This window comes from Flammeovirga sp. OC4 (assembly GCF_000812565.1).
In the GTDB taxonomy this organism is placed as follows: Bacteria; Bacteroidota; Bacteroidia; order Cytophagales; family Flammeovirgaceae; genus Flammeovirga.
Genome location: NZ_JTAM01000001.1, coordinates 232,231 through 253,038, shown reverse-complemented (window position 1 = coordinate 253,038; position 20,808 = coordinate 232,231). Strand labels below are relative to the sequence as shown.

Sequence of the window (20,808 nt, the reverse complement as noted above, 5' to 3'; positions counted from 1 at the left end):
CTTAATACTTCAATTCGAAGAAACTTTTTCATTTAAATAAGAATCTTTTTCCTTACAAATCCGTTTATATATAGTGTTAAAGGAACATTTAAAACCGGACTATTATGAAAAAGATATTTTTATTGGCTTTGTCTATTATTGTTTCACAATTTTCTGTTGCTCAATCTATAGATAGTAAAGATTATTTGACTGATGTCACAAAGGATATCATCACTACTCTTGAAAATGGAGAAGATCAAGATCCAACGGTTTCTTTTGTCGTTCCTAAAAAATCTGAAATTGAATATACTGAGTTTTTAGAAAAGCAGTTTGAACATAATAATACAGAGCATATACATCTGTCGGTTAAAGATATTGAGGATTTCACTCCAGTGGTGACAGTCAATAATTCTGGTAAATCAATAATGAAGCTAAAAAATGAAGCAATGCCGATGTCGCAGACGGATGGAACGCATGTTTTTTATGCTGGAACAGATAAAATGATTAGTTCACAAAATGCTTTAGTAGGGGTGAGAGTCGCAATAATTTCTATCAATAAAAAATAAAAACATCTAAAAATATATCGTGAGGGCACATTTTATGTGTCCTCTTTTTTTTTTAAGTGATAATTTATACTGTTGCAACATAGTTTAAATTATTTACAACACTACTGAAAAGGCAAGAGAGGAAAGCATGGTAGATTTGCATCATATTATTAGTAAAATGATGATTAACTAATTACTATTACAATGAATTCGCTCGAAACAAAAAGTCCTTTGGTTAGGGATGTTTATGCTTTACATGAAAATAATTTTTTTGCTGAACCATCTCTGGCTAGTTGTGTACTAAAAAACAAGATTTGTCTAATCGGTCATAAAGCTTTGATCGTAACGACAGTTCTATCTGCTTTACTTTTTTTGGTAAGTAACACTACAGTTACTGTTCTTATGCCATCAATTATGATTGCTGCTTTATTTTTAGATTTAAAGCTTATCAAGCATAGAAGGTATGAAATGTCAATCCAACTCAATGCGATTTTGATGACTTTTATTGGCATCTTTTTTACATTGATTGTACCATGTACGGTTTTAGAAAGTTTTATTCTACTTTCTGCAATGATTTTAATGGTCTTTCAAAAACAACAACAATTAACTGGTAAAACAATTTTTATTATTTCTTCTATGATTTTGTCTGTTGTAGTCGTTAAAATCCTTTTTCCTGTCAAATTTTATATTGATATTGAAAATTGGCAGGCCACAATTTTTCATATTGGCACAATAGGTGTAGTTTTAGGAATCATATTCTTGACAATTAGAGTTTATCAAAATCACTCTAAAACGATTGAACATGAAGCCTTCAATGAAAAGAATCAAATTCTTAAAAATACAGAGAAGGAAATGGAAGCTCGAAATAATGAGCTAAGTACCCTGAATCAAGAATTAGAAAATCAATTGTCGTTAAAACAAAATGACATTGAGAGTATCAATGCGAATGTGTTGGTTCAAATGAAGAATAAGGAGAAAGTACTCCAACAGTTGGAAGAACTTACCAGTAAAACTGAAATCAAGAAAGATCTCCAGAAAATAATCATTGAATTGAGGTCACAATTAGATACCGACAAAAAGCTACATACGCTACAAGGAAATATCAAAGACGTCAATGCTGAATTTTCAGTAAGACTGATAGAACAATATCCAGTCTTAACAAAGAATGACAGAGAATTATGTGCATACATGAAATTAGGAATGTCTTCTAAAGAAATTGCACAATTAAGAAATACAACGGCAAATGCCATCAATGTAGCGAAGTCTAGATTGAGAAAAAAAATGGGGCTTTCTCATAATAAAGAGATTGCCGAAAGACTATATCAATTATAATTTAGAGTATATTTTATTAATGCCCATCAATTTTTGATGGGTATTTTTTTTTGCTTGATTTTGATTCTATCGATGGTAAATAGTTCAAAGTCAGGTAATATTGCAATTAATACTTCTTCCAAAAAGCATTTGTTTAAAGATGTATTAGATAAGTGAGGCTTTTCTTAAGCACAAATTCCTTATCACCAATTCATAATTTAAGAATGAACAGATAATAAGGAATTAGAATAGTAAAATACTATATATAGGCCGTTACTTTTTTAGTGTTCTAAAACGGCTTTTTTTGATTTAATTTTCACGCTGTTGATTAATAGACCGATAATGACGAGTAGGCCACCAAATAATTGAGGAGTTACAACTTTTTCTCCTAGAATGAATGAGGCAGAAGCTCCAAACACAGGAACTAAGTTCATAAACAGTGCACTTGTTTCAGCGCCTATTTCTTTAATAGACACAAACCAAAAAGCACCACATAATGCCGTAGATAAAGCTCCCATGAAAAATAATGCACTTAAATATTCATAATTTGTAGGCATGATAAAATCTTCGAAGAAGATACTAAAACCAATGAAACAAATACATGCCACTACAGTGACTAATGTTGTAAGCCATAGAGGAGCGAATCCGCCTAAATATTTTTTGATATAGACATTACCAAAAGAGAAGCTAAGATTAGCACAAAGTATATAGACGTCTCCTTTTGAAAAGGAAAGATTGGTGATGACACTAATATCTCCTTTCGATAAGACAAGTAAAATACCTAAGAAACCGAAGAGCATTGCTAGAATCTGTCTTACTGTCAATCTTAACCCTAACATGGGTATGGAGATCAAAGCCGTATTTAGAGGGGTAAGGCCAATGATAAGCACGCCATTAAAAGCTGAAGTATATTTCATTCCCTCTAAAAAAAGAATATTATATACAAAAGCACCTACCACACCGACAAAGACAATACTTTTCCACTTCAGAATTGCATCTTTAATGTCTTTCTTCGTTGGTTGTTTAAAATACATAATGAGCACTAGCAAAATGGCCCCTAAAGTGTAACGGTAAGTTCCTGTTAGCATTGCAGAAGTGTATTGTAATGCTACTTGGGTAACGTGGAAATTTGTACCCCAAATGAAAGTAGTAAATACTAGAAAGAAATAATATTTATTGAATGTTCGCACTGTTAATTTGAAAGTTGATGGAAGTTTATTTTTTTCAAATATCGAAAAAATTAGCACGATTATAGTAATTATTTAGACTTTAGATACTTTTTGCCCCTTTACATAAGCTTTACAAGATAGATACTATGACTTTACATTTTCGAAAGATATTACTTTTATTGTATTTCTTGCTGTTCAACCTTCTGCTGTCTAATGCACAAACTACTCGGAGTGTTGTAATTAACCCTGCATATGAACATGAGTTTCAGGGGGAGATTACCTCTCGTAAATATGCTTTGTTTATTGGTACGGACGACTATGATTATTTTAATACCTTGAATAATCCTATTAACGATGTAGAAGAGGTAAGCAAATTATTGGCTGATAAGTATGCATTCAATACTAAAATATTAAAAAATCCTGATGCTAACCAAGTACTTTCTACAATAAAACAATACCGTACTTTACTCAAACCCAATGATCGGTTTTTACTTTACATAGCAGGTCATGGAACGTATGATAATGTCTATTATAAGGAAGGTTTTTTGGTGATGAAAGAAACCAAAAATGAAGCACTGGATCCCAACCTTTTGACTTATTTACCATTTCAGTATATCAAAAATATTACGGATAATCTTCCTTCTCGACAAGTCATGTTAGTGGTTGATGTTTGTTTTGGAGGAGCTTTCAATGATCAGATTCAACGGAATAGAAGCGGTGCTTCACGAAATTATCATTGGAATGCTAATGTCTTTTTGAGTAATCAATTAAAAGAAAAAGGAAGATTTGTAATGAGTTCGGGAAGGTTAAACCCGGTTCCTGATGGAGATTATGGGCAACATTCTCCCTTTGCAGCTGATTTTATTAAAGCTCTGGAAATTAATGCGAACGATAGTATTGTTACTGCTCAGAAAATTCAATTAGAGCTACAAACTTTAGCTTCAAATCCCATTTTTGGGTATTATGGAGAAACCAAAGGGATTACCGATTTTGTCTTTAAAGCAAGGAGTTCTACATCCAAAGTTAATGAACAAGAAAGGATAGATATCTTGGTCAATATGTATTACGCATATTTAAAAGGCTTGTCATTAGAATTTTCAAAAAAAGTCTTTTTGAACTCTGTTCAGCTCCAAAAAATTGCAAATGAGTTTTATACTATGGCTCGCAATGGAAATGTAGAGGCGTCATTTTGGGTGACCTATATGAATCATTGCAGGCATGGAATACAATTGACTCAAACAGAGGTGAAGAATTTCTCCACATTGGCATATAACACTTTCAAAAAAGAACATACTGAGATGATGAATGATGAGCATATTTTTCAGCTGACGATCTTACAGTCAGAAGGGATCGTTCCTATTGAAAATCATCAAATATTACAAGAACAGATCACATCAGCTGTAAATATTGGAAGTTCAATGAGTAGTTTTTATGCAGGAAGATATTGTAAAAAACACTCTAATCTAAAACGTGCTTACTTTTATTTCCTAAATGGTGCCAAGGAGGGTAATGCTTTTTGTCAGTATGAACTTTCTTCATTGATTTACAGGCAAAAGGAGGAGTTAGAAGAATTAGGTTATGTCGATTTAGACTATAAAAAATGGCTACTCAAAGCAAGTCAAAATGGACTGAGACGAGCTAAAGATGTTATCATATCTCAGGGATTGACAGAATAAAAAATAGCATGTTTGATCATTATTTGAGTCAAACATGCTATTTTATTTTAACGTTTTTCCTCTAATACATTAACTCAAAAGCACTTCTATAAGCACCAATTTCTTGTGTGTAATCCACAAACGCTTTGTAAAATTTATGTCGACAGATTGTACTTGAATCTCCAATCACAACAAGTTTCTTTCGAGCTCTAGTCATTGCCACATTCATTCTTTTTGTATTTTGAAGGAAACCTATTGTCCCTTCTTCATTTGAACGAACTAAACTAATGTAGATAATGTCTCTTTCTTGTCCCTGAAAGGAATCTACAGTGTTAATATTAATCTTGTTTTTGATATCCTCAGAGAAGTCTAGATGATAAAGTGTACTTTTTAATTCCTTTACTTGAGCTTTGTAGGGGGTGATTACTCCAATATTTTGTACCTCCTCGAATTTATTCATTTGCTGAATTTCATCGAAATAAACACTCATGTGTTTTTGCAAAATATCGGCTTCTTCACGATTACTAGTACTTAGAGATTCAGGATCGGTATAATCATTGAATCCTGTTCCAGCCGTATCGATAAACTCTAGTGGTAAATCTCCTTCAAAAATGAGATGCTCTTTTACATTTTCATTGGCAAAAAGGTTGTTGTTGTAAAAATAGGTAGATGAAAAATTCATGATCTTTTCATGCATCCTATATTGTTCTTGGAGCATCACATCTACCTTTTTGGTTGTAATCAGCTGCTCAAACAATGTCATTTCTAATCCTTCTTTTGCCGCCTTTATAGACTTAATAGTAGGAGGTAACTGTTGGTGGTCGCCAGCGAGAATAATTCTGTCGGCTCTTTGAATAGGAATCCAAGTAGCCGCTTCTAAGCCTTGTCCAGCTTCGTCTATATATACAGTTGAGAATCTTTTTCCTCTTAAAACTTGGGTTGATGACCCAACAAGCGTACATGCAATGACTTGTGCCTTTTCGATAATATCATTAGCAATATATTCAGAAAGTGACCTTACTTCTTTTCTTAGCTTATTGGCCTCTGTCCATAGCATTCTTCTTTCTTCTCTTTCCTCTCTACCAAAATTACGTTTATATTTTTGAGCAGCATTTCTATATTGGCTTTCCTGCTGTTTTACCGCTTTTAATTCTTTGTAGCGAATGTGTTTTGTTGTTTTTACATCAATAGTTTGTTGAAGGATTGTATCTGTAATTCTTGCAGGGTGCCCCAAACGTACCACATTTACTTTTTTATCAACAAGCTTTTCAGTTAAAAGGTCGACAGCAGCGTTACTTGGAGCGCAAACTAGTACTTGATCAGTATCCTTGAGGTTTTGAATGATACATTGAATAATTGTAGTTGTTTTACCAGTACCAGGAGGTCCGTGGATGATGGCTACATCTTCAGCTTCTAATACATTCATTAAAGCTTTGTTTTGGCTCTCATTAAGATAGGGTATGTCGTATTTGTAAATTGATTTGAATTTAGCCTGTAAATCTCCAAAGAAGATGTTTTTATGTTTTTGTAATAGTGTGTCCTCACTGTTCAAACATAATGTAATGGCTCTTTCCATTTCCTTATACGTACTTTCATCAAATAATAATTGTGCGCCAAGTTGACCATCATTTATCCATTCAGGAGCATCATCAGCATTCAGTGTTAGGGTCATTGTGTCTTTTTTCACGTAATTGACTACTGCTTTTACATTATCTTTATGTTCTTCATTTTTACCAGCAGTAGAAAATAATGATATACTTTTCCCCGATTGGAATACATGACTTTCTTTATGATTTTCATTTCGAGTAACTTCAATAATTATCCTATCTCCTGCATCAAAAGAAGTTTTTTGAAGTTGAACTGGGTGCCAGCAAATACCTCTTTTTCTTCTTTCATCAATGGAGGTATCACTCATTAATTTTTTGTATTGTTCTAAGTCTTCCTTTCTTTCTAACTGAAGTAGTTCTAGTTGTTTTTTAAAGTGTTCCTTTATTTGTTCTTTATTCATATTCTTCCTTTTGCTTCTAATCTACATAAATGATTTAATTTTTTTGAAAAAAATACGAATTCCTGCAACCCTTTGTCATAAACCCTGTCTTTAACATTGAAAACAGTTTAAATTATAATTTTCGTACGATAATGAACAAGTGTGTTCAACAGTGTTACAGAATTACCTTCTGTTTTAATGAATTTATAATTTTTACTATGATTTGTTTGTGAATTTAAAATTGAACATCTATAATTGAATTAATTATTAAAGAATGTGAAACTTAATCGACTTCCAGTTAAGTAATTAACATTCAATTAAATCTATGTAACTGTTCATGTGAGCAGCAATTAACTATTAGTGTCAAATTATTTTATACAATCTATGAAGACTTCTACACTCGTATGTGCATATATTACGTTTATATGCCTAATCTTTACGTCATTTACAACTTTAGCCAATGAGCCCCTCGCCAAAGGAATTGTGAAAGGACGTTTAATTGATCAAGATAACAATCAACCTGTCGGATATGCATCAATTGCATTATTAGATGCTTCAAAAAAATCTATTACTGGAGCCATGTCTGATGATAATGGGGAATTTTCACTTACAAAAGTACCGTTAGGAAAATACAATTTAGTGGTACAGTTTATCGGTTACGAAAAGTATATCGAAGAAATTGAATTAACAGCCAAAAAATCAAAGCTTGATTTAGGTGAAATTGTTTTGGTTTCGTCAGTGGAGCAATTAGAAGAAGTTGAAATCACTGGAGAAAAATCTTTTATCGAAAATAGAATTGATAAAAAGGTCATCAATGTAAGTGAGGCTATGATTGCTGATGGTAATTCTACTTCAGAAATTTTAAATACACTACCTGAGGTGAATGTAGGTGCTGATGGTACTATTTCTTTGAGAGGAGATAACAATGTAAGAGTGTTATTGGATGGTAAGCCATCTCAAATGGATATCAATCAAATTTTACAGTCATTACCTGCAGACGCAGTGGATAAGATTGAGGTCATCACCAACCCATCATCAAAGTATGATCCAGATGGCCTTTCTGGTATTATCAATGTGATCACAAAAAAAGATGCTCTAAAAGGTTTTAACGGTAACTTTAGTTTGAATGCAGGTTCAAATAATAAATACTCAGGGTTCCTTGGTTTGAATTACAGAGTAAAGAAATTAAACTTTTTCGGGCAGACATACATGAGCTCAAATCAATGGGATAACACTAGAACTCTAAACAGGGATTATACAGATACCACTATCAATAGTCTTCGTCAAAATGAAAAAATCAATGACGATAACAGATTTGGAAATGTACGTTTAGGAATGGATTACTTCTGGGATTCTACGAATACTTCAACTTTTGCTTTTGAGAGATGGAGATGGGAATCTGATGTGTTATCCGAGTTTACCAACGAATATGTGAATGGTGACCAAGTGGAAGATAGTAATTTTCAATTGGGTAAAAACTATAACTTAGCCCAAGGAAATAATTTCAACTTGAATCATAGAAAAGAATTTGAGAAGGGTAATTTAGAAATTGATCTATTTGCCAATATTGGAGAGGCTGATATTGTACCTCAAAATGCACAGAAAATCGGAAATGGGGAATGGCAACAAATTAATAGAAATAACAACTCTGCCAACTGGTTCTACAGCCAATTAGGTGTTGATTATGATCAGCAGATTAATGATAAATCATCTTTTGAAGTAGGCTATAAAGGTCAAATGACAGATGCTGAAATGAGAGTTCAAAGTATCAATTTTATTGACGATGACACTTTATCTTATACTTATCCTTATTTGGAACAGGTTCACGCAGCATATGGTTCTTATTCATTACAATTGGGTAAAACGCGAATTAAAGCAGGTTTAAGAGCAGAGTCAGCCTTAATGGAAGGTAAGATCACAAACTCTTCAATCGCAGATACAACTTACACTATTGACTATCAGTCACTATTCCCATCTTTGCATGTGCAACATAAATTGGATGATAAAAATACAGTCGGTATCAGCTATAGTAGAAGAATTAAGAGACCAAATGTAATGCAGTTATTGCCGATTGAGATGTCTTCAAATCCACAAAGTGTAATGAGAGGTAACCCTGGTCTACAGCCTTCATATACTAACTCAATGGAACTTTCTTACGGTTTTATGGGAGGTGCGTTTAGTGTAAATACTGCCGTATATATGAGACATTCTACTGATATCATTAGAGAGATTGTGGAATACGATAATGACAGAGATTTAACCGTAATTACCTACAGAAACTTAGGAGAGTCAATGACCGGTGGTATGTCAGTATCTTCAAATTACAATATGACGAAATGGTGGGAATGGAATGGTTCAGTTGATTTATATTACTTGGATATTCAAGATGATAATGAGGAGTTTACTATTCCAACGGATAGCAATCCAATAAACTGGTCAGCAAAATTGAGTGCTAAAGTAACACCAATCAAAACATTGACTGTACAGTTAATGGGTAGATATACTGCACAAAATTATGATGCTCAAAGAATTACAGATCCACAGTATTCAATGGATTTGGCCATTAAAAAATCAATTTTAAATCATAAAGGAAACTTGAGTTTCAAAATCAATAACCTTCTTTACAGTGGTGAGCAAAGAACTGCTTATGGTGATGGTTTTGTAGAGATGACGGATTTCCAACAAGAAAGTCCTGTATATAGATTATCATTCTCGTATGCATTTGGTGGTCAATTCCAAGGCCGTCAAAAGAGAAAGTTACAATCTAGTGGAGGAGGATTATAGCATGTATTCATAGATAATAGTATATAAAGTAATACTACCCGACATTTGTTGGGTAGCATTCTTTATGTACTATTGTTTTTACTTTAGGTTGGTCCAACCTCCAGCATTGTGTATTTCTTTTACGCCTGCTTTTTTAATTTTTGAAATGGCATTAGAAGCCCTAATTCCAGATTTACAAACCACCACCAAAGGTTCACCAAGTTTTAATATTTCTGGCATTCTTTTACTGACTTGATCCAGAGGTATATTGATGGATCCTTTATAATTACCCGAAGAAAATTCGCCTGTTGTTCTAACGTCTAAAACTTTAGCACCATTTGCTACTAATTCGTTATAGTCTACTTTAGGTCCAAGACCAAATAATTTTCTTAAAAATCCCATAGTGTGTTTTTTATATTTGATGATAGAACAAAATTAACGAAACAAAAGAATTACTCTGTGATAAATGTTACGCAAGCAATTCAACTTTATTTCTACCTAATTTTACTTTTCCTATTTTTTCTAATTGTTTTAATAATCTTGAGATCACTTCTCTTGAAGTATTTAAGTTTAAAGCAATTTCCGAATGAGAAATATGTAAAAGATTTGTGTCTTTTATATCCCTAACTTTTTGGAGATAGTTAATTAACCGCTCATCCATTTTCTTAAATGCTAATTCATCAATTGCTTTTAATAGACCATCAAAACGGATTTTATAGGCATGCATAACAAAATCTCTCCATTCAGGGAAACGAACCATCCAATCATTAATAATGGTCAGAGGAACTTTGTAAACTAAGGATTTTTCTTCAGCAGTCACTCTTACGGCACTTTCTTGGTACATCATAGAGATAGTACACGTTTCGCCGTATTCTAAATAGTAAAGAAAAAGTTCATTGCCTTCATCATCTTCTCTTGTAACCTTTAATACCCCGTTTGTAACAATCGGTACAAAAGTCATTTCTTCATTAAGATCTATCAAAAACTCACCTTCATCAATTGATATTAATTCACCTTCGGATAAGAACTCTTGCTTTAACGGGTGGTCTAATGGGAGAGTAGGGAAGCTGTTTTGAATAAATTGTTCAATATTATTTTTCATAACAAATCAATATATGATGGTTTTTACATATTTCAAATGTACTTTATTCTTTTTACTCTTAATAATGTTTTTATAAATATTATGATTAGGTAGAAATTAAGAGTATTTCAACATTTGATCAATTATTATTCATAAACCTATGTGAGGTTCGTCTATAAAATTTGTATTTTGGAGAATAGGGTAGGGAGATATATTTTTGCTCAATAATTAAATAATACAGATGAAAAAAGACGAAATCATTAAATTTTTGGATATGACTCCTCATCCTGAAGGAGGATATTTTTATGAAACATATCGTTCTCATAAGACAATTGAGGTAAATTCGGATCGATTAGAGAGAAATGCCTCTACTGCTATTTACTATTTAATGGGTAAAAATGAGTTCTCAACTTTCCATAAACTAAAATATACGGAGATTTGGCATCATTACGATGGGGCAAGAGTAAAGATCGTTGAAATCACACCCAAAGGGGAGTTGATTGAAACTATTGTGGGCAAAAACTTTAAGGAAGGAGAAGTTCCTCAATATGTCATTAAAGGCGGTAATTGGTTTGCAGCTAGAGCTTTAGTGGAGGAAGAGGATGATTATGTTCTTGTTGGATGTACTGTTGCTCCAGGATTTGAGTTTGAAGATTTCGAAATTGCTAATATCGAGCATCTTTCAGAGGAATTTCCAGATTTTAAAGAAGTAATTGAGTCTTTCAGAAGAGACTAAATAAAGTTGTTTTATTGAAGGTCAGGTAAAAGAATTTCAAGCATTTGTATTCTTTTGTTTGAATTATAATTTACCTGATATTTCCCTTTCAATTTTTCTATGATATCAGTAGTGATAAAGATACCTTTAGAAAAATCATTGTGAATATATTCAACCGCATTATTGCGATTAATAATGGAATCGAATGAGTCTTTAGGAGATACATTATCTTCAAAAGACAAATAGATTCCATTTTTAATATCCTTAAGTACTATCTTAAGGTCTACATGAATATCTCTCGATACATTTTGTAAAATTGTACTACAGATATTCTTGAACAGAAGAAGTATACGTTCTCCATCTGAGTAGATTACTCTTTTTGAAAGATTATTGGTAGAGATACAAATGTTATAACCAGAATTACTGATGAAGGAGTTGAGTTGATAGACAATTTTGTTTAAGTCGACAGGTAAAACGTTTAATTCTTTCTTTTGGTTGTAGTAAAAAGCTAGGATTTTTTGAAGATGCATGTCCTGTGTCCAAACTGTTTCCTCCAACATATTTATAAAATTTGAACCATTATCTTCAACTTTGATCAATTGTATTAATCCTTGAATTGTCGTAATAGGACCTCTTAAATCATGGGCAGCCCTGTAAACGAAGTGATCTAACTTATCTTCAATTCTTTTTTGATCTGAAATATTTAAGAAAACCACATTTAAACCAACTGTTTTACCATTCTCCAAGATAGGAGTAAAGAAAACTTCAGCCACTTTCCATTCTTTGTCATATAGAATTGTAAAGCTCCCAAACTGCGTGTTTTGTGACTTTAGCGTTTCATGCATAAGGTGATAAATATTTACACCCGATTCATTTTTTATTATTTCTTTGATGGTTAAACCATAATTGTTTTTGGATAGAAAATTAGATGTCAAAGCATCATTTGATTGTCCAGTCCAAAACAACTTAAGTTGAAGGTCAAATTGACAAATTTTTATTTTTGAGTTGTCAAGCACCCCTTCATATCTTCTTGAGTTATCTTTTAATTCTTTCCTAGCTTTTGCAAGTGCTGTCTGATCTTTTATTACACATACGATATAGGGTGAATCATTATCAGAAGTCACTACGTTAGCACTGAGTTGTACATCAAGCCTCTTCTTTTTCTTAGTGATAAGAATTGTTTGAGTAACTATGCTTTTGTTCTTCTTTAGTAATGAAAATTCGTGTTTTCCTTTCTGTTTGTCTTCTAGAGCAATTAAGTTGAAGATGGACTGGTTAAGTATTTCTTTTTCAGTGTATCCGGTTATTTTTTCAAAAGCAGGGTTGGAAAAGATGACATCTTTTGAGAAGGGATCTATCCAAATAATGGCATCTAAAGAGTGTATATAGGTGTCTTTAAACCTTCTTAAATGTAGTTCCTTCTCCTTATTTACCTCCTCAAAAGTGGCATTGACTAAGGCTTCATCAATAAAAAAAGGTGAAAGTGTAATCTTAAAAAGATGGGGTTTTGCATGAATGGAAATCGTAAATTCAAAGACAATAGAATCCTGAGTGTCCAAAGCTTCAAATACCTTTTGTTTGAACACAATTTGATTTTTTGGAGAAAGTCCTACGGCTATTGACCTATTTTCTTCAAAGGTATGTGCGCCATTTAAAAATCCCTTTGAGATGAACTTTATATTACCATTACTATTTAGGATGATGTAATGGTTTTTTGTTTTTGAAGCTGTAGAATTCTTTATTTTTTCTTTGTCATTTTGAAGAAATACATTCATATAATTTGCGAGAATAACATTTTGGGTGCTATTAGCGACAATTTAATGAATAAGAATCTAAAATGCCTTAATGGATTTGAGATTTATTGATGTTGCCAGCAAAATTTTGAGTTTTTATTCGCATTTCGTTTACATCTGTCTCCTTTTTTTGTAAATCCTTCACATTGAAGGGCTTCTTTTGAGGGAGAATGTTCGATAATGTGATTATTTTCCTTTGTGTTGTCAATAGTCCAATATGCTGAATCATAATGACTTTCAAATTTTTCTTGATTTGAAAGTCCTGCAAAGAAATCTATTGAAGTAACTTCCTCTATGGCGTCGACAGCTACATAAAATTGTGATAAAGGCAATGAAGATTTAGTGTTTTTCACGAGCATCCCTATAGCCTCAAATTCATTGTTACCTTTTTCAGATAATACAATTTTGTAAAAATAGCGAGGCACACTTACTTCATTGGGACCAATAACATTCAATCCATCTTCTAAAACAGGTCCAGTAATTACAATTACACTATCTTTTTGAAGAGCCCATTCTCTTACTTGTTCTTCCATTCTTTTCCAAACTCCTCTGTTGAAAGAAGGGGCTTGAGGACTCATATTAGAATAGTAAAAACTTTCTTCCATGGCCGTTTGATTGAAAGCCATATCAGCAGCTGGAGCCAAATGTCCTCTGTCATACCCAGACTGGTAATAATCTTTTCCATCAGCTGAAAATGTTGTGACATTAGGATCTGTCTCAAATTGATTGGATCGATCGGCACTTTTGTTGAGTTCTTTTTTGGTAAGTTTATAAATTATAAAAGCAGCTTGCTCATGTTTCTCACTGTACCCAATTGAATAGTTTTGATGGTTTATGACTTGATAGTTCTCATTGTATGAGGGGAAATATTCAGAAGGTACTTCCTGTAGTTTTTGAGCATTTAATTGTATGCTAATAAAGAAGAGTAGAAACAGAGTTGTTAATTTATGATGCATATTTAAAATTGAATTATTTTAATGATTTATGTAAAAATAAACGAAAGTTGCGCAAAAGTAAATCTGTATTTTTTGAGGTTAATGTTTTTTTGTATTATTTAATTTACTGTTGTAATACAAAAGATGACAGAATTATCGAATTACAACGTATGGCTAATAATTATTAATAACCTAAATTTTACAAACATGTCTACTCTTAATATATCGACTAAACTGATGTACGATGAAATCAGTGAGTCACTTTTTAGAAACCTAAAAAAGAGTTTTGGAAAATCAATTGCCCTTCAGGCAGGATTAAAGACCAATAAAATATTAATCCAAAAAGATTATGCACCTACTTCAGAAACCAAACTTGATGCGATTATCTATTCTAGCTCAAACAACATGATCATAGGTTTCTTAGTATTAACGGACTTTTCTTTCTTCGAGAACAATCCTAAAACATTAGAAGCATTAAAACATTGCCATAAATTATATTTGGTTACCGACCTGAAAGATAGAGATAAATTATATGATTTATTAGATATGAATGATATCGATCAAGTAGGGGTCGTAGGTAGAATGTCAAATCATCAGTTTGTATTATGTAAAACTGCAACATCACAAGCAATGCCTGAAAATGTTGTTGTAGATAAAATTACCACTTATCAATCCGAAATTATAGAAAGAAAAAAGTTGGAGGCAATTGACTAAAATGCCTTTAGAACTTGTTAATAAACTAACATCTATGTTATTCTTTTGTAAACTTGTCAAAACAAGTGTAAAGCTGGTTTAACTAGAGTATAAAAACGCCGTACTTAGGTTTATAAGGATGAACAAACATCGTTAAATGAAGACGAAACTTCCTGTTAAAACCTAATTATCGGCCGTAATTTCATCATTGGAATTACGGTTTTTCAAAAAAAAATCCCATACCAGTTTGTTGGTATGGGATTTTTTATGTCAATAAAGTTGATTAACCAATCACCTCTAAAGTTTGTTGAGCAATTTCTAATTCTTCGTTTGTAGGTACAACTAATACCTTCACTTTAGAATCTGCACCTTGAATTTCTTCAATGTCAGAAGCTCTTAATTTATGGTTCTTAGCCTCATCGACTACAACACCTAAGTGCTCTAATTCGTTGGCTGCTAAAAGACGTACTCCGTGGTCATTTTCACCTACACCTGCAGTAAATACAATAGCGTCAGCACCGTTTAAAGCAGCCATATAAGCACCAATGTATTTCTTGATTCTGTAAGTGTACATGTGAAGAGCAAGAATCGCTACTTCATCACCAGCGTTAAATCTTTCTTCGATATCTCTCATGTCACTGTCGCCAGTCACACCTAACATACCTGATTTTTTGTTTAATAGTTCGTATACTTCCTCTGATTTCATTTCTAACTTATCCATTAAGTAGAAAACTACAGCAGGATCGATGTCACCAGAACGAGTACCCATCATTAAACCATCAAGAGGAGAGAAGCCCATTGAAGTATCAATACACTCACCGTTTCTTACAGCTGCCATAGAACAACCGTTTCCTAAGTGTACTGTGATAACTTTAGAATCTTTTCCTTCAAGACCTAAATATTTGATAGTTTGCTCAGAAACATATTTGTGAGAAGTACCGTGCATGCCATAAACACGAATACCATTGTTTTCATACAATTCTGTAGGAATAGCATATCTGTATGATTTAGCAGGCATTGTTTGGTGGAATGCAGTATCAAATACAGCCACTTGTTTTGCTTTAGCAAAGATTTTAGTACAATCTAAAATACCTTGTAAGTTGGCAGGGTTATGAAGAGGTGCAAGTTGGAAACACTCCTTGATTTTAGCTTCAACATCCTCATTAATAAGTGTTGTTTTGTTGAAGAACTCACCACCATGAACTACTCTATGACCAACTGCTTGGATATCATCTGTATTTTGAATCACTCCATTGTCTGAGTCAGTTAGTAGGTTTACTACCTCATTAAGACCAACATTATGATTTGGAATAGGAAGCTCAAGTTTTGTTTTAGAAGCATTACCCTCTGCATCAAAAGTTTTGTGCGTGATAATACCATTTTCTAAACCAATTCTTTCTACAATACCCGAGCAAAGAACTTGTTCACCTTCCATCTCGAACAATTGGTATTTTAAAGAAGAACTACCTGCGTTGATTACAAGAATTTTCATTGAAATGTATGAAGTATTTATAAATTATAATTTTTTGCAAAATAATAAGAATACCCTTTACAGTCTGTAAAGGGTATTCTTAATAAGTATTATTATTAATATTTGTTTACTACTGAATACCTTGGATCGCTGTGATAATCACTGTGTTCAAGATATCCTCTACTAAACAACCTCTACTTAAATCGTTTACTGGCTTATTTAAACCTTGAAGTACAGGACCGATTGCTAGTGCACCAGTTTCTCTTTGAACCGCTTTGTAAGTGTTATTACCAGTGTTCAAGTCAGGGAAGATCAATACGTTAGCTTGACCAGCTACTTCAGATCCTGGCATCTTTTTCTGACCAACAGTTGCGTCAACTGCAGCATCGTATTGGATAGGACCTTCGATTTTTAAGTCTGGACGTTTTGCTTTTGCAATTTCTGTTGCTTTACGTACTTTCTCTACTTCCTCACCTGATCCTGAAGATCCTGAAGAGTATGAAAGCATGGCAATCTTTGGTTCAATACCAAAAGCGATTGCTGTTTCAGCAGAAGAAAGTGCAATTTCTGCCAACTGATCAGAGTTCGGGTTAGGGTTTACAGCACAGTCACCGTATACTAATACTCTGTCAGGTAAACTCATAAAGAATACTGAAGAAACTACTGATGTTCCTGGCTTAGTTTTGATTACTTGTAATGCTGGACGGATCGTAGCGGCTGTTGTATGTACTGCACCTGATACCATACCTTGTGCATCACCCATTTGAACCATCATAGTACCAAAGTAAGAAACGTCAGACATCGCATCTGTAGCCATATCTAGGTTCATACCCTTATGCTTTCTTAATTCATAAAGTGTATTTACATACTCATTGAATTTTGAGTATTCAACAGGATTGATCACTTCCACTAGATCAAAGTCAAGGTTGATGGCATTTTTTCTAGCAATATCAACTAACTCATCCTTTTTACCTAATAATACAATATCAACAATATCTTGTGTTGCAAGAATTGCAGTTGCTTCAAGAATTCTAGGATCATTACCTTCAGGTAATACAATCTTCGCTTTCTTCTTTTTAGCACGTTGGGTAAGCGTATACTGGAACATTTTTGGTGTCATACCATCAATCTTCACAGTGCTCAATAACTCTTCTAGCATTTTTGAGTCAACATGTTGTTCAAAAAGCTCTTTTGCATATGCAATACGAGTTAAGTCATTTGCTCTCATTGAAGCTGTAACATCAGCAGCAGAGTTGGCAGTATGATAAGTGTTCTCTTTTACTGATAATACAGGGAACATATCTTTCATACCTTCAATTACTCTTTTGATCGACTCATCAGGCTCCAATCCTGTTGTTAAAAGTAGACCAGCAATATTTGGATAATTTTGAGATCTGTGTGCTGAAAGTGTACCTAAAACAATGTCACCTCTATCACCAGGTGTCATTACCAAAGAATTATCTTTAATTTTTGGTAAGAAGTTTTGCATTTGCATGGCAGCAATTGTCATATTGTCAACCAATACATCAAGATTTCTTACACCGTATAAAACTTTAGCATCTAAGTGCTCGGCAATGTCTCTAATGGTAGGACTAGAAATTCTTTCATCAGCAGGAATAGTTGATAAAAGCATTTTTTTGCTAGCAAATTTTTCCGCTAACCCAGTATGTACTTCAGTGACAATATCAGGGTTTACTCTATTGACAATAGCACCAATTACTTGGCAGTCGTTTGACTTGAATTCGTCAATTGCTACTCTTAATGAATCAGAGCAGTCTTCTAGCGTTTTCTTGTGAGCATTTGTAAGAATTAGAACAGGCGTGGCTAAGTTTTTCGCAAACTCAATGTTTAAGCTATGTTCTAATGTAATACTATTTTTATAATCACTACTTTCAATTAGAATAAAGTCGAAACGCTCTTCTAATTTTTTGTATTTATCGATTACGATTTCAAGCATCTCATCTTTTTTGCCTTGAGAGATGAGCTCATTTGCTCTTTTTAAAGTAAGGCCATATGCTTCTTCGTGTGTTTGGTCTAAACCGAAATGCTCGATAACCAAAGAAATATGTTCGTCTTCTTTTCCTGAATTGAAGTCTCCAATTACAGGTTTGAAGAACCCTACTTTAGAACTTTTACGTAATGAGTTCTCAAGAATACCCAAGGCAACTAAGGCTTTGCCACTATTGGGCTCGGCAGTACTGATGTAAATCGAATTTGTCATTTGATTTGTAATGGTGGTTGATTTTATATGCGTAGGAGATAAATGATAATAGAGATCCTCCTATTCGTGAAAAGATCTCTATTTATGCACGTATTTTCAAGTTCTATGTTTCAATAAATTGTGAATTAATACTAATGCTAGAATTATAGCTAACATTTGATAAAAACATTCTATAGAACATAGTTTCTTATTGCTTATTTAATAGCGATGCAAGAGATCTCAATACCTACATCTTTAGGAAGACGTGCTACTTGAACTGTCTCTCTTGCTGGAGCAGTTTCTTCATTGAAGTAAGTAGCATATACTTCATTTATCCTCGCAAAGTCATTCATATCTCTTACAAAGATACTACATTTGACTACATTCTCATAAGTCAATCCCACCTCTTGTAAAATGTAACCAAGGTTCTTCATGACTTGGTGTGTTTCATTTTCGATCGAATCAGATACAAACTCTCCAGTAGACTGGTTGATGCCAATTTGGCCTGATACATATAGTGTATCATTCGTTAAAATAGCTTGAGAATAGGGCCCTAGTGGTGAAGGGGCAAGTTCACTAAAAATAACTTGTTTCATTAGAGTAAATTTAATTTTTCGTTTTACCCTGCAAAAATAGATAGATACTTTTACCCTCTAAGTGACTGATGTCAGTTTTTTTCTCAATTATTGGAAATTTGTTGAATCTGCATTAACAAAATGCCGCATTTTTCAAGAAAACCTTCCACTTTACTGCTGATTTCCTTTTCATCAATATTTTCTGTTTTCTGATTTTGCTCTAAGTAGATGATAGTTTCCTTTAAACTTGTTACTCCTAAAACCAACATGGAAGGTTTTAACTTATGTGCTACTTTCCCGATAGTGTTCCAATCATGTAAACGATAAGCGTCTGTTATTTCTTTGATGCCATCTTTAAGATTGCCCATAAATGAATTCAACATTTTGTCGACAAATCCTTGGTCACCTCTTGAAAGCATTTCTAATTGTGAAAGGTTATATAGTTGTGTATTTTGGACTGTACTCATACGTATAAAATTTAGGTTTTTGGTTTTGTCAATTTGCCTTCAGCAATCCACTTGTAAATTTTTGACTTGCTCATGACAAGTTTATCTGCTACAAAGTTCACCTTTCCTGAGTACTTTTTCAAAAAGTGTTCTATGATCTCAATGTTATATTCTTCTAAAGTTCGCTCTTTTTCCAGTAAATTAATGTCATTTTTTTGGTCTTCAATTAATATATCACTTGCACTTATCACATAATTAGAGGATAGCACTACACTTAAATCAATGATGGCCTTTAACTGTCTAATGTTTCCTGGGAAGTTATAGTTGAGTAATTTTTTGAGTGCACTATTCCCTAATTTCTTCTGTGGTTTGATGTTGTTTTCCTTACAAACAATTGATAGGAAATTGTCTGTCAGTTCCTCAATATCTTCTTTTCTTTCACGAAGTGGTGGAAGATGAACGGGTAGACCCAAAATTCTGTAATATAAATCTTCTCTAAACGTATTATTTCCGACTTCCGAATACAAGTCTCTATGAGTAGCAGTGATTAAACGGATATCTGTTTTGATGACCTCATTCCCTCCAAGCCGAGTTAATTCTCCTTCTTGTAGGACTCTTAGAAGTTTTGTTTGAAGATCTAGAGGAAGTTCGCCGATTTCGTCCAAAAATAAAGTGCCTCCCTTGGCTTCCTCAAACTTACCTAATCTTTGTTGAGTTGCTCCAGTAAATGCACCTTGCTCATAACCAAATAGTTCACTTTCAATTAGGTCTTTTGGAATAGACGCAATGTTAACAGCTACCATCTTTTTGTCCCTTCGTTGAGAATTTTCGTGAATTGATCGTGCTACAAGTTCTTTACCCGTTCCGGTCTCTCCTGTAATGTTCACAGTGATTTTACTGGTAGAAGCTTTTTTCATTAATTGAAAGACTTTCTGTACCACTGGAGAATTTCCCTTTATTAAATCTGAAAAAGTAAAATTGTTTTTGTCGGTATTGATATTGATGGATGAAAAATATTTCTTAATCCTGTCTTCAAAATTTTCATCATGTAAGATATAGTGAGGTATTTCATTAAAATTGTAGAGTTCTAAATTTTGAATACAATTTTTTCTTGAAATAATATATTTTAATGTTTGTTGGAAGTTGTTTTTAATAAATTTCAGGTTTTTCTCCAAGTGGTATAAAATCACTTCTTCATCAATAATTAAGATTTCTACATTCTCATCTTTATTAAGGTCTTCTACATTGGTGTAAATCTCCAACTTGGGCAAAAAAGGGAGAATTAAATCGTAATAATTTGTATTGTTGCTGAGAAGTACAGAATTCATTTTTATTTTGATCAATGATGAATTACAAATTTAAGTACAACGCTAAAAAACGTATTAATAGAGGTTCTATTGAAAGTTTTTTAAAGGAAGTAATCGCAAAATAATAAATAGAGTTAGTATTAGATAATTTTGAATTTGAACTTACAAAAAAAGGTGACCTTC

The 20,808-nt window shown here is 33.0% G+C and carries 17 protein-coding genes; 6 read left to right on the top strand and 11 right to left on the bottom strand.

Annotated elements, in window-relative coordinates; all coding sequences use genetic code 11:
* The first annotated feature begins 104 nt into the window (after window positions 1–104).
* Both PL77_RS01060 and PL77_RS01055 read left to right on the top strand, forming a co-directional pair.
* Window positions 105–545 (top strand): hypothetical protein, encoded by a 441-nt coding sequence (locus PL77_RS01060; protein WP_044200773.1) that lies wholly within the window; start codon window positions 105–107, stop codon window positions 543–545.
* Window positions 546–728: 183 nt separating this feature from the next.
* Window positions 729–1,856 (top strand): hypothetical protein, encoded by a 1,128-nt coding sequence (locus tag PL77_RS01055; protein ID WP_044200771.1) that lies wholly within the window; start codon window positions 729–731, stop codon window positions 1,854–1,856.
* A gap of 260 nt (window positions 1,857–2,116) precedes the next feature.
* Here PL77_RS01055 and PL77_RS01050 read toward each other — a convergent pair whose 3' ends face one another.
* The gene (locus tag PL77_RS01050) at window positions 2,117–3,025 is read right to left on the bottom strand and encodes a DMT family transporter (protein ID WP_156152201.1); all 909 of its coding nucleotides are present in this window, start codon (window positions 3,023–3,025) and stop codon (window positions 2,117–2,119) included.
* A gap of 125 nt (window positions 3,026–3,150) precedes the next feature.
* Here PL77_RS01050 and PL77_RS01045 point away from each other — a divergent pair, with 125 nt between their 5' ends.
* Window positions 3,151–4,680 carry a caspase family protein gene (locus PL77_RS01045; RefSeq protein ID WP_044200767.1) on the top strand — a complete coding sequence of 510 codons (1,530 nt, stop codon included), beginning with the start codon at window positions 3,151–3,153 and terminating at the stop codon, window positions 4,678–4,680.
* A 61-nt stretch (window positions 4,681–4,741) separates the two neighbouring features.
* Here PL77_RS01045 and PL77_RS01040 read toward each other — a convergent pair whose 3' ends face one another.
* On the bottom strand, window positions 4,742–6,667 hold the full coding sequence (locus PL77_RS01040; protein WP_044200765.1) for an AAA domain-containing protein: 1,926 nt from the start codon (window positions 6,665–6,667) through the stop codon (window positions 4,742–4,744).
* Window positions 6,668–7,030: 363 nt separating this feature from the next.
* Between PL77_RS01040 and PL77_RS01035 the strand changes: the two genes are divergently transcribed.
* Complete coding sequence (locus PL77_RS01035; RefSeq protein ID WP_044200763.1) at window positions 7,031–9,430, top strand: outer membrane beta-barrel family protein; 2,400 nt, start codon at window positions 7,031–7,033, stop codon at window positions 9,428–9,430.
* 78 nt (window positions 9,431–9,508) lie between these two features.
* On the opposite strand, the gene PL77_RS01030 is transcribed toward PL77_RS01035, so the two are convergent.
* Together PL77_RS01030 and PL77_RS01025 are read right to left on the bottom strand one after the other, a co-directional pair.
* Complete coding sequence (locus tag PL77_RS01030; protein ID WP_044200760.1) at window positions 9,509–9,811, bottom strand: rhodanese-like domain-containing protein; 303 nt, start codon at window positions 9,809–9,811, stop codon at window positions 9,509–9,511.
* A 67-nt stretch (window positions 9,812–9,878) separates the two neighbouring features.
* On the bottom strand, window positions 9,879–10,511 hold the full coding sequence (locus PL77_RS01025; RefSeq protein WP_044200758.1) for a Crp/Fnr family transcriptional regulator: 633 nt from the start codon (window positions 10,509–10,511) through the stop codon (window positions 9,879–9,881).
* A 220-nt stretch (window positions 10,512–10,731) separates the two neighbouring features.
* Here PL77_RS01025 and PL77_RS01020 point away from each other — a divergent pair, with 220 nt between their 5' ends.
* Window positions 10,732–11,226, top strand: a complete 495-nt coding sequence (locus PL77_RS01020) for a cupin domain-containing protein (protein WP_044200756.1) — start codon at window positions 10,732–10,734, stop codon at window positions 11,224–11,226.
* Between the two features lie 11 nt (window positions 11,227–11,237).
* Here PL77_RS01020 and PL77_RS01015 read toward each other — a convergent pair whose 3' ends face one another.
* The gene (locus PL77_RS01015) at window positions 11,238–12,980 is read right to left on the bottom strand and encodes a PAS domain S-box protein (RefSeq protein WP_044200754.1); all 1,743 of its coding nucleotides are present in this window, start codon (window positions 12,978–12,980) and stop codon (window positions 11,238–11,240) included.
* 83 nt (window positions 12,981–13,063) lie between these two features.
* Window positions 13,064–13,954, bottom strand: a complete 891-nt coding sequence (locus PL77_RS01010) for a DNA/RNA non-specific endonuclease (RefSeq protein WP_052444073.1) — start codon at window positions 13,952–13,954, stop codon at window positions 13,064–13,066.
* Between the two features lie 186 nt (window positions 13,955–14,140).
* On the opposite strand from PL77_RS01010, the gene PL77_RS01005 reads away from it, so the two are divergent.
* A complete protein-coding gene (locus PL77_RS01005) occupies window positions 14,141–14,647 on the top strand; it encodes a hypothetical protein (RefSeq protein ID WP_156152200.1) in 507 nt (168 codons plus the stop codon).
* 262 nt (window positions 14,648–14,909) lie between these two features.
* Here PL77_RS01005 and PL77_RS01000 read toward each other — a convergent pair whose 3' ends face one another.
* The 5 genes from PL77_RS01000 to PL77_RS00980 all read right to left on the bottom strand — a co-directional run bounded on the left by PL77_RS01000 (window position 14,910) and on the right by PL77_RS00980 (window position 20,646).
* Window positions 14,910–16,118, bottom strand: coding sequence for an acetate/propionate family kinase (locus PL77_RS01000; protein WP_044200751.1), 1,209 nt, complete (start codon window positions 16,116–16,118; stop codon window positions 14,910–14,912).
* A 109-nt stretch (window positions 16,119–16,227) separates the two neighbouring features.
* Window positions 16,228–18,318, bottom strand: a complete 2,091-nt coding sequence (pta, locus tag PL77_RS00995; RefSeq protein ID WP_044200748.1) for a phosphate acetyltransferase — start codon at window positions 18,316–18,318, stop codon at window positions 16,228–16,230.
* A 194-nt stretch (window positions 18,319–18,512) separates the two neighbouring features.
* Complete coding sequence (locus PL77_RS00990; protein WP_044200747.1) at window positions 18,513–18,893, bottom strand: RidA family protein; 381 nt, start codon at window positions 18,891–18,893, stop codon at window positions 18,513–18,515.
* Window positions 18,894–18,976: 83 nt separating this feature from the next.
* Window positions 18,977–19,339, bottom strand: coding sequence for an Hpt domain-containing protein (locus PL77_RS00985; RefSeq protein ID WP_044200745.1), 363 nt, complete (start codon window positions 19,337–19,339; stop codon window positions 18,977–18,979).
* An 11-nt stretch (window positions 19,340–19,350) separates the two neighbouring features.
* A complete protein-coding gene (locus PL77_RS00980; RefSeq protein WP_052444072.1) occupies window positions 19,351–20,646 on the bottom strand; it encodes a sigma-54-dependent Fis family transcriptional regulator in 1,296 nt (431 codons plus the stop codon).
* Window positions 20,647–20,808 lie beyond the last annotated feature (162 nt).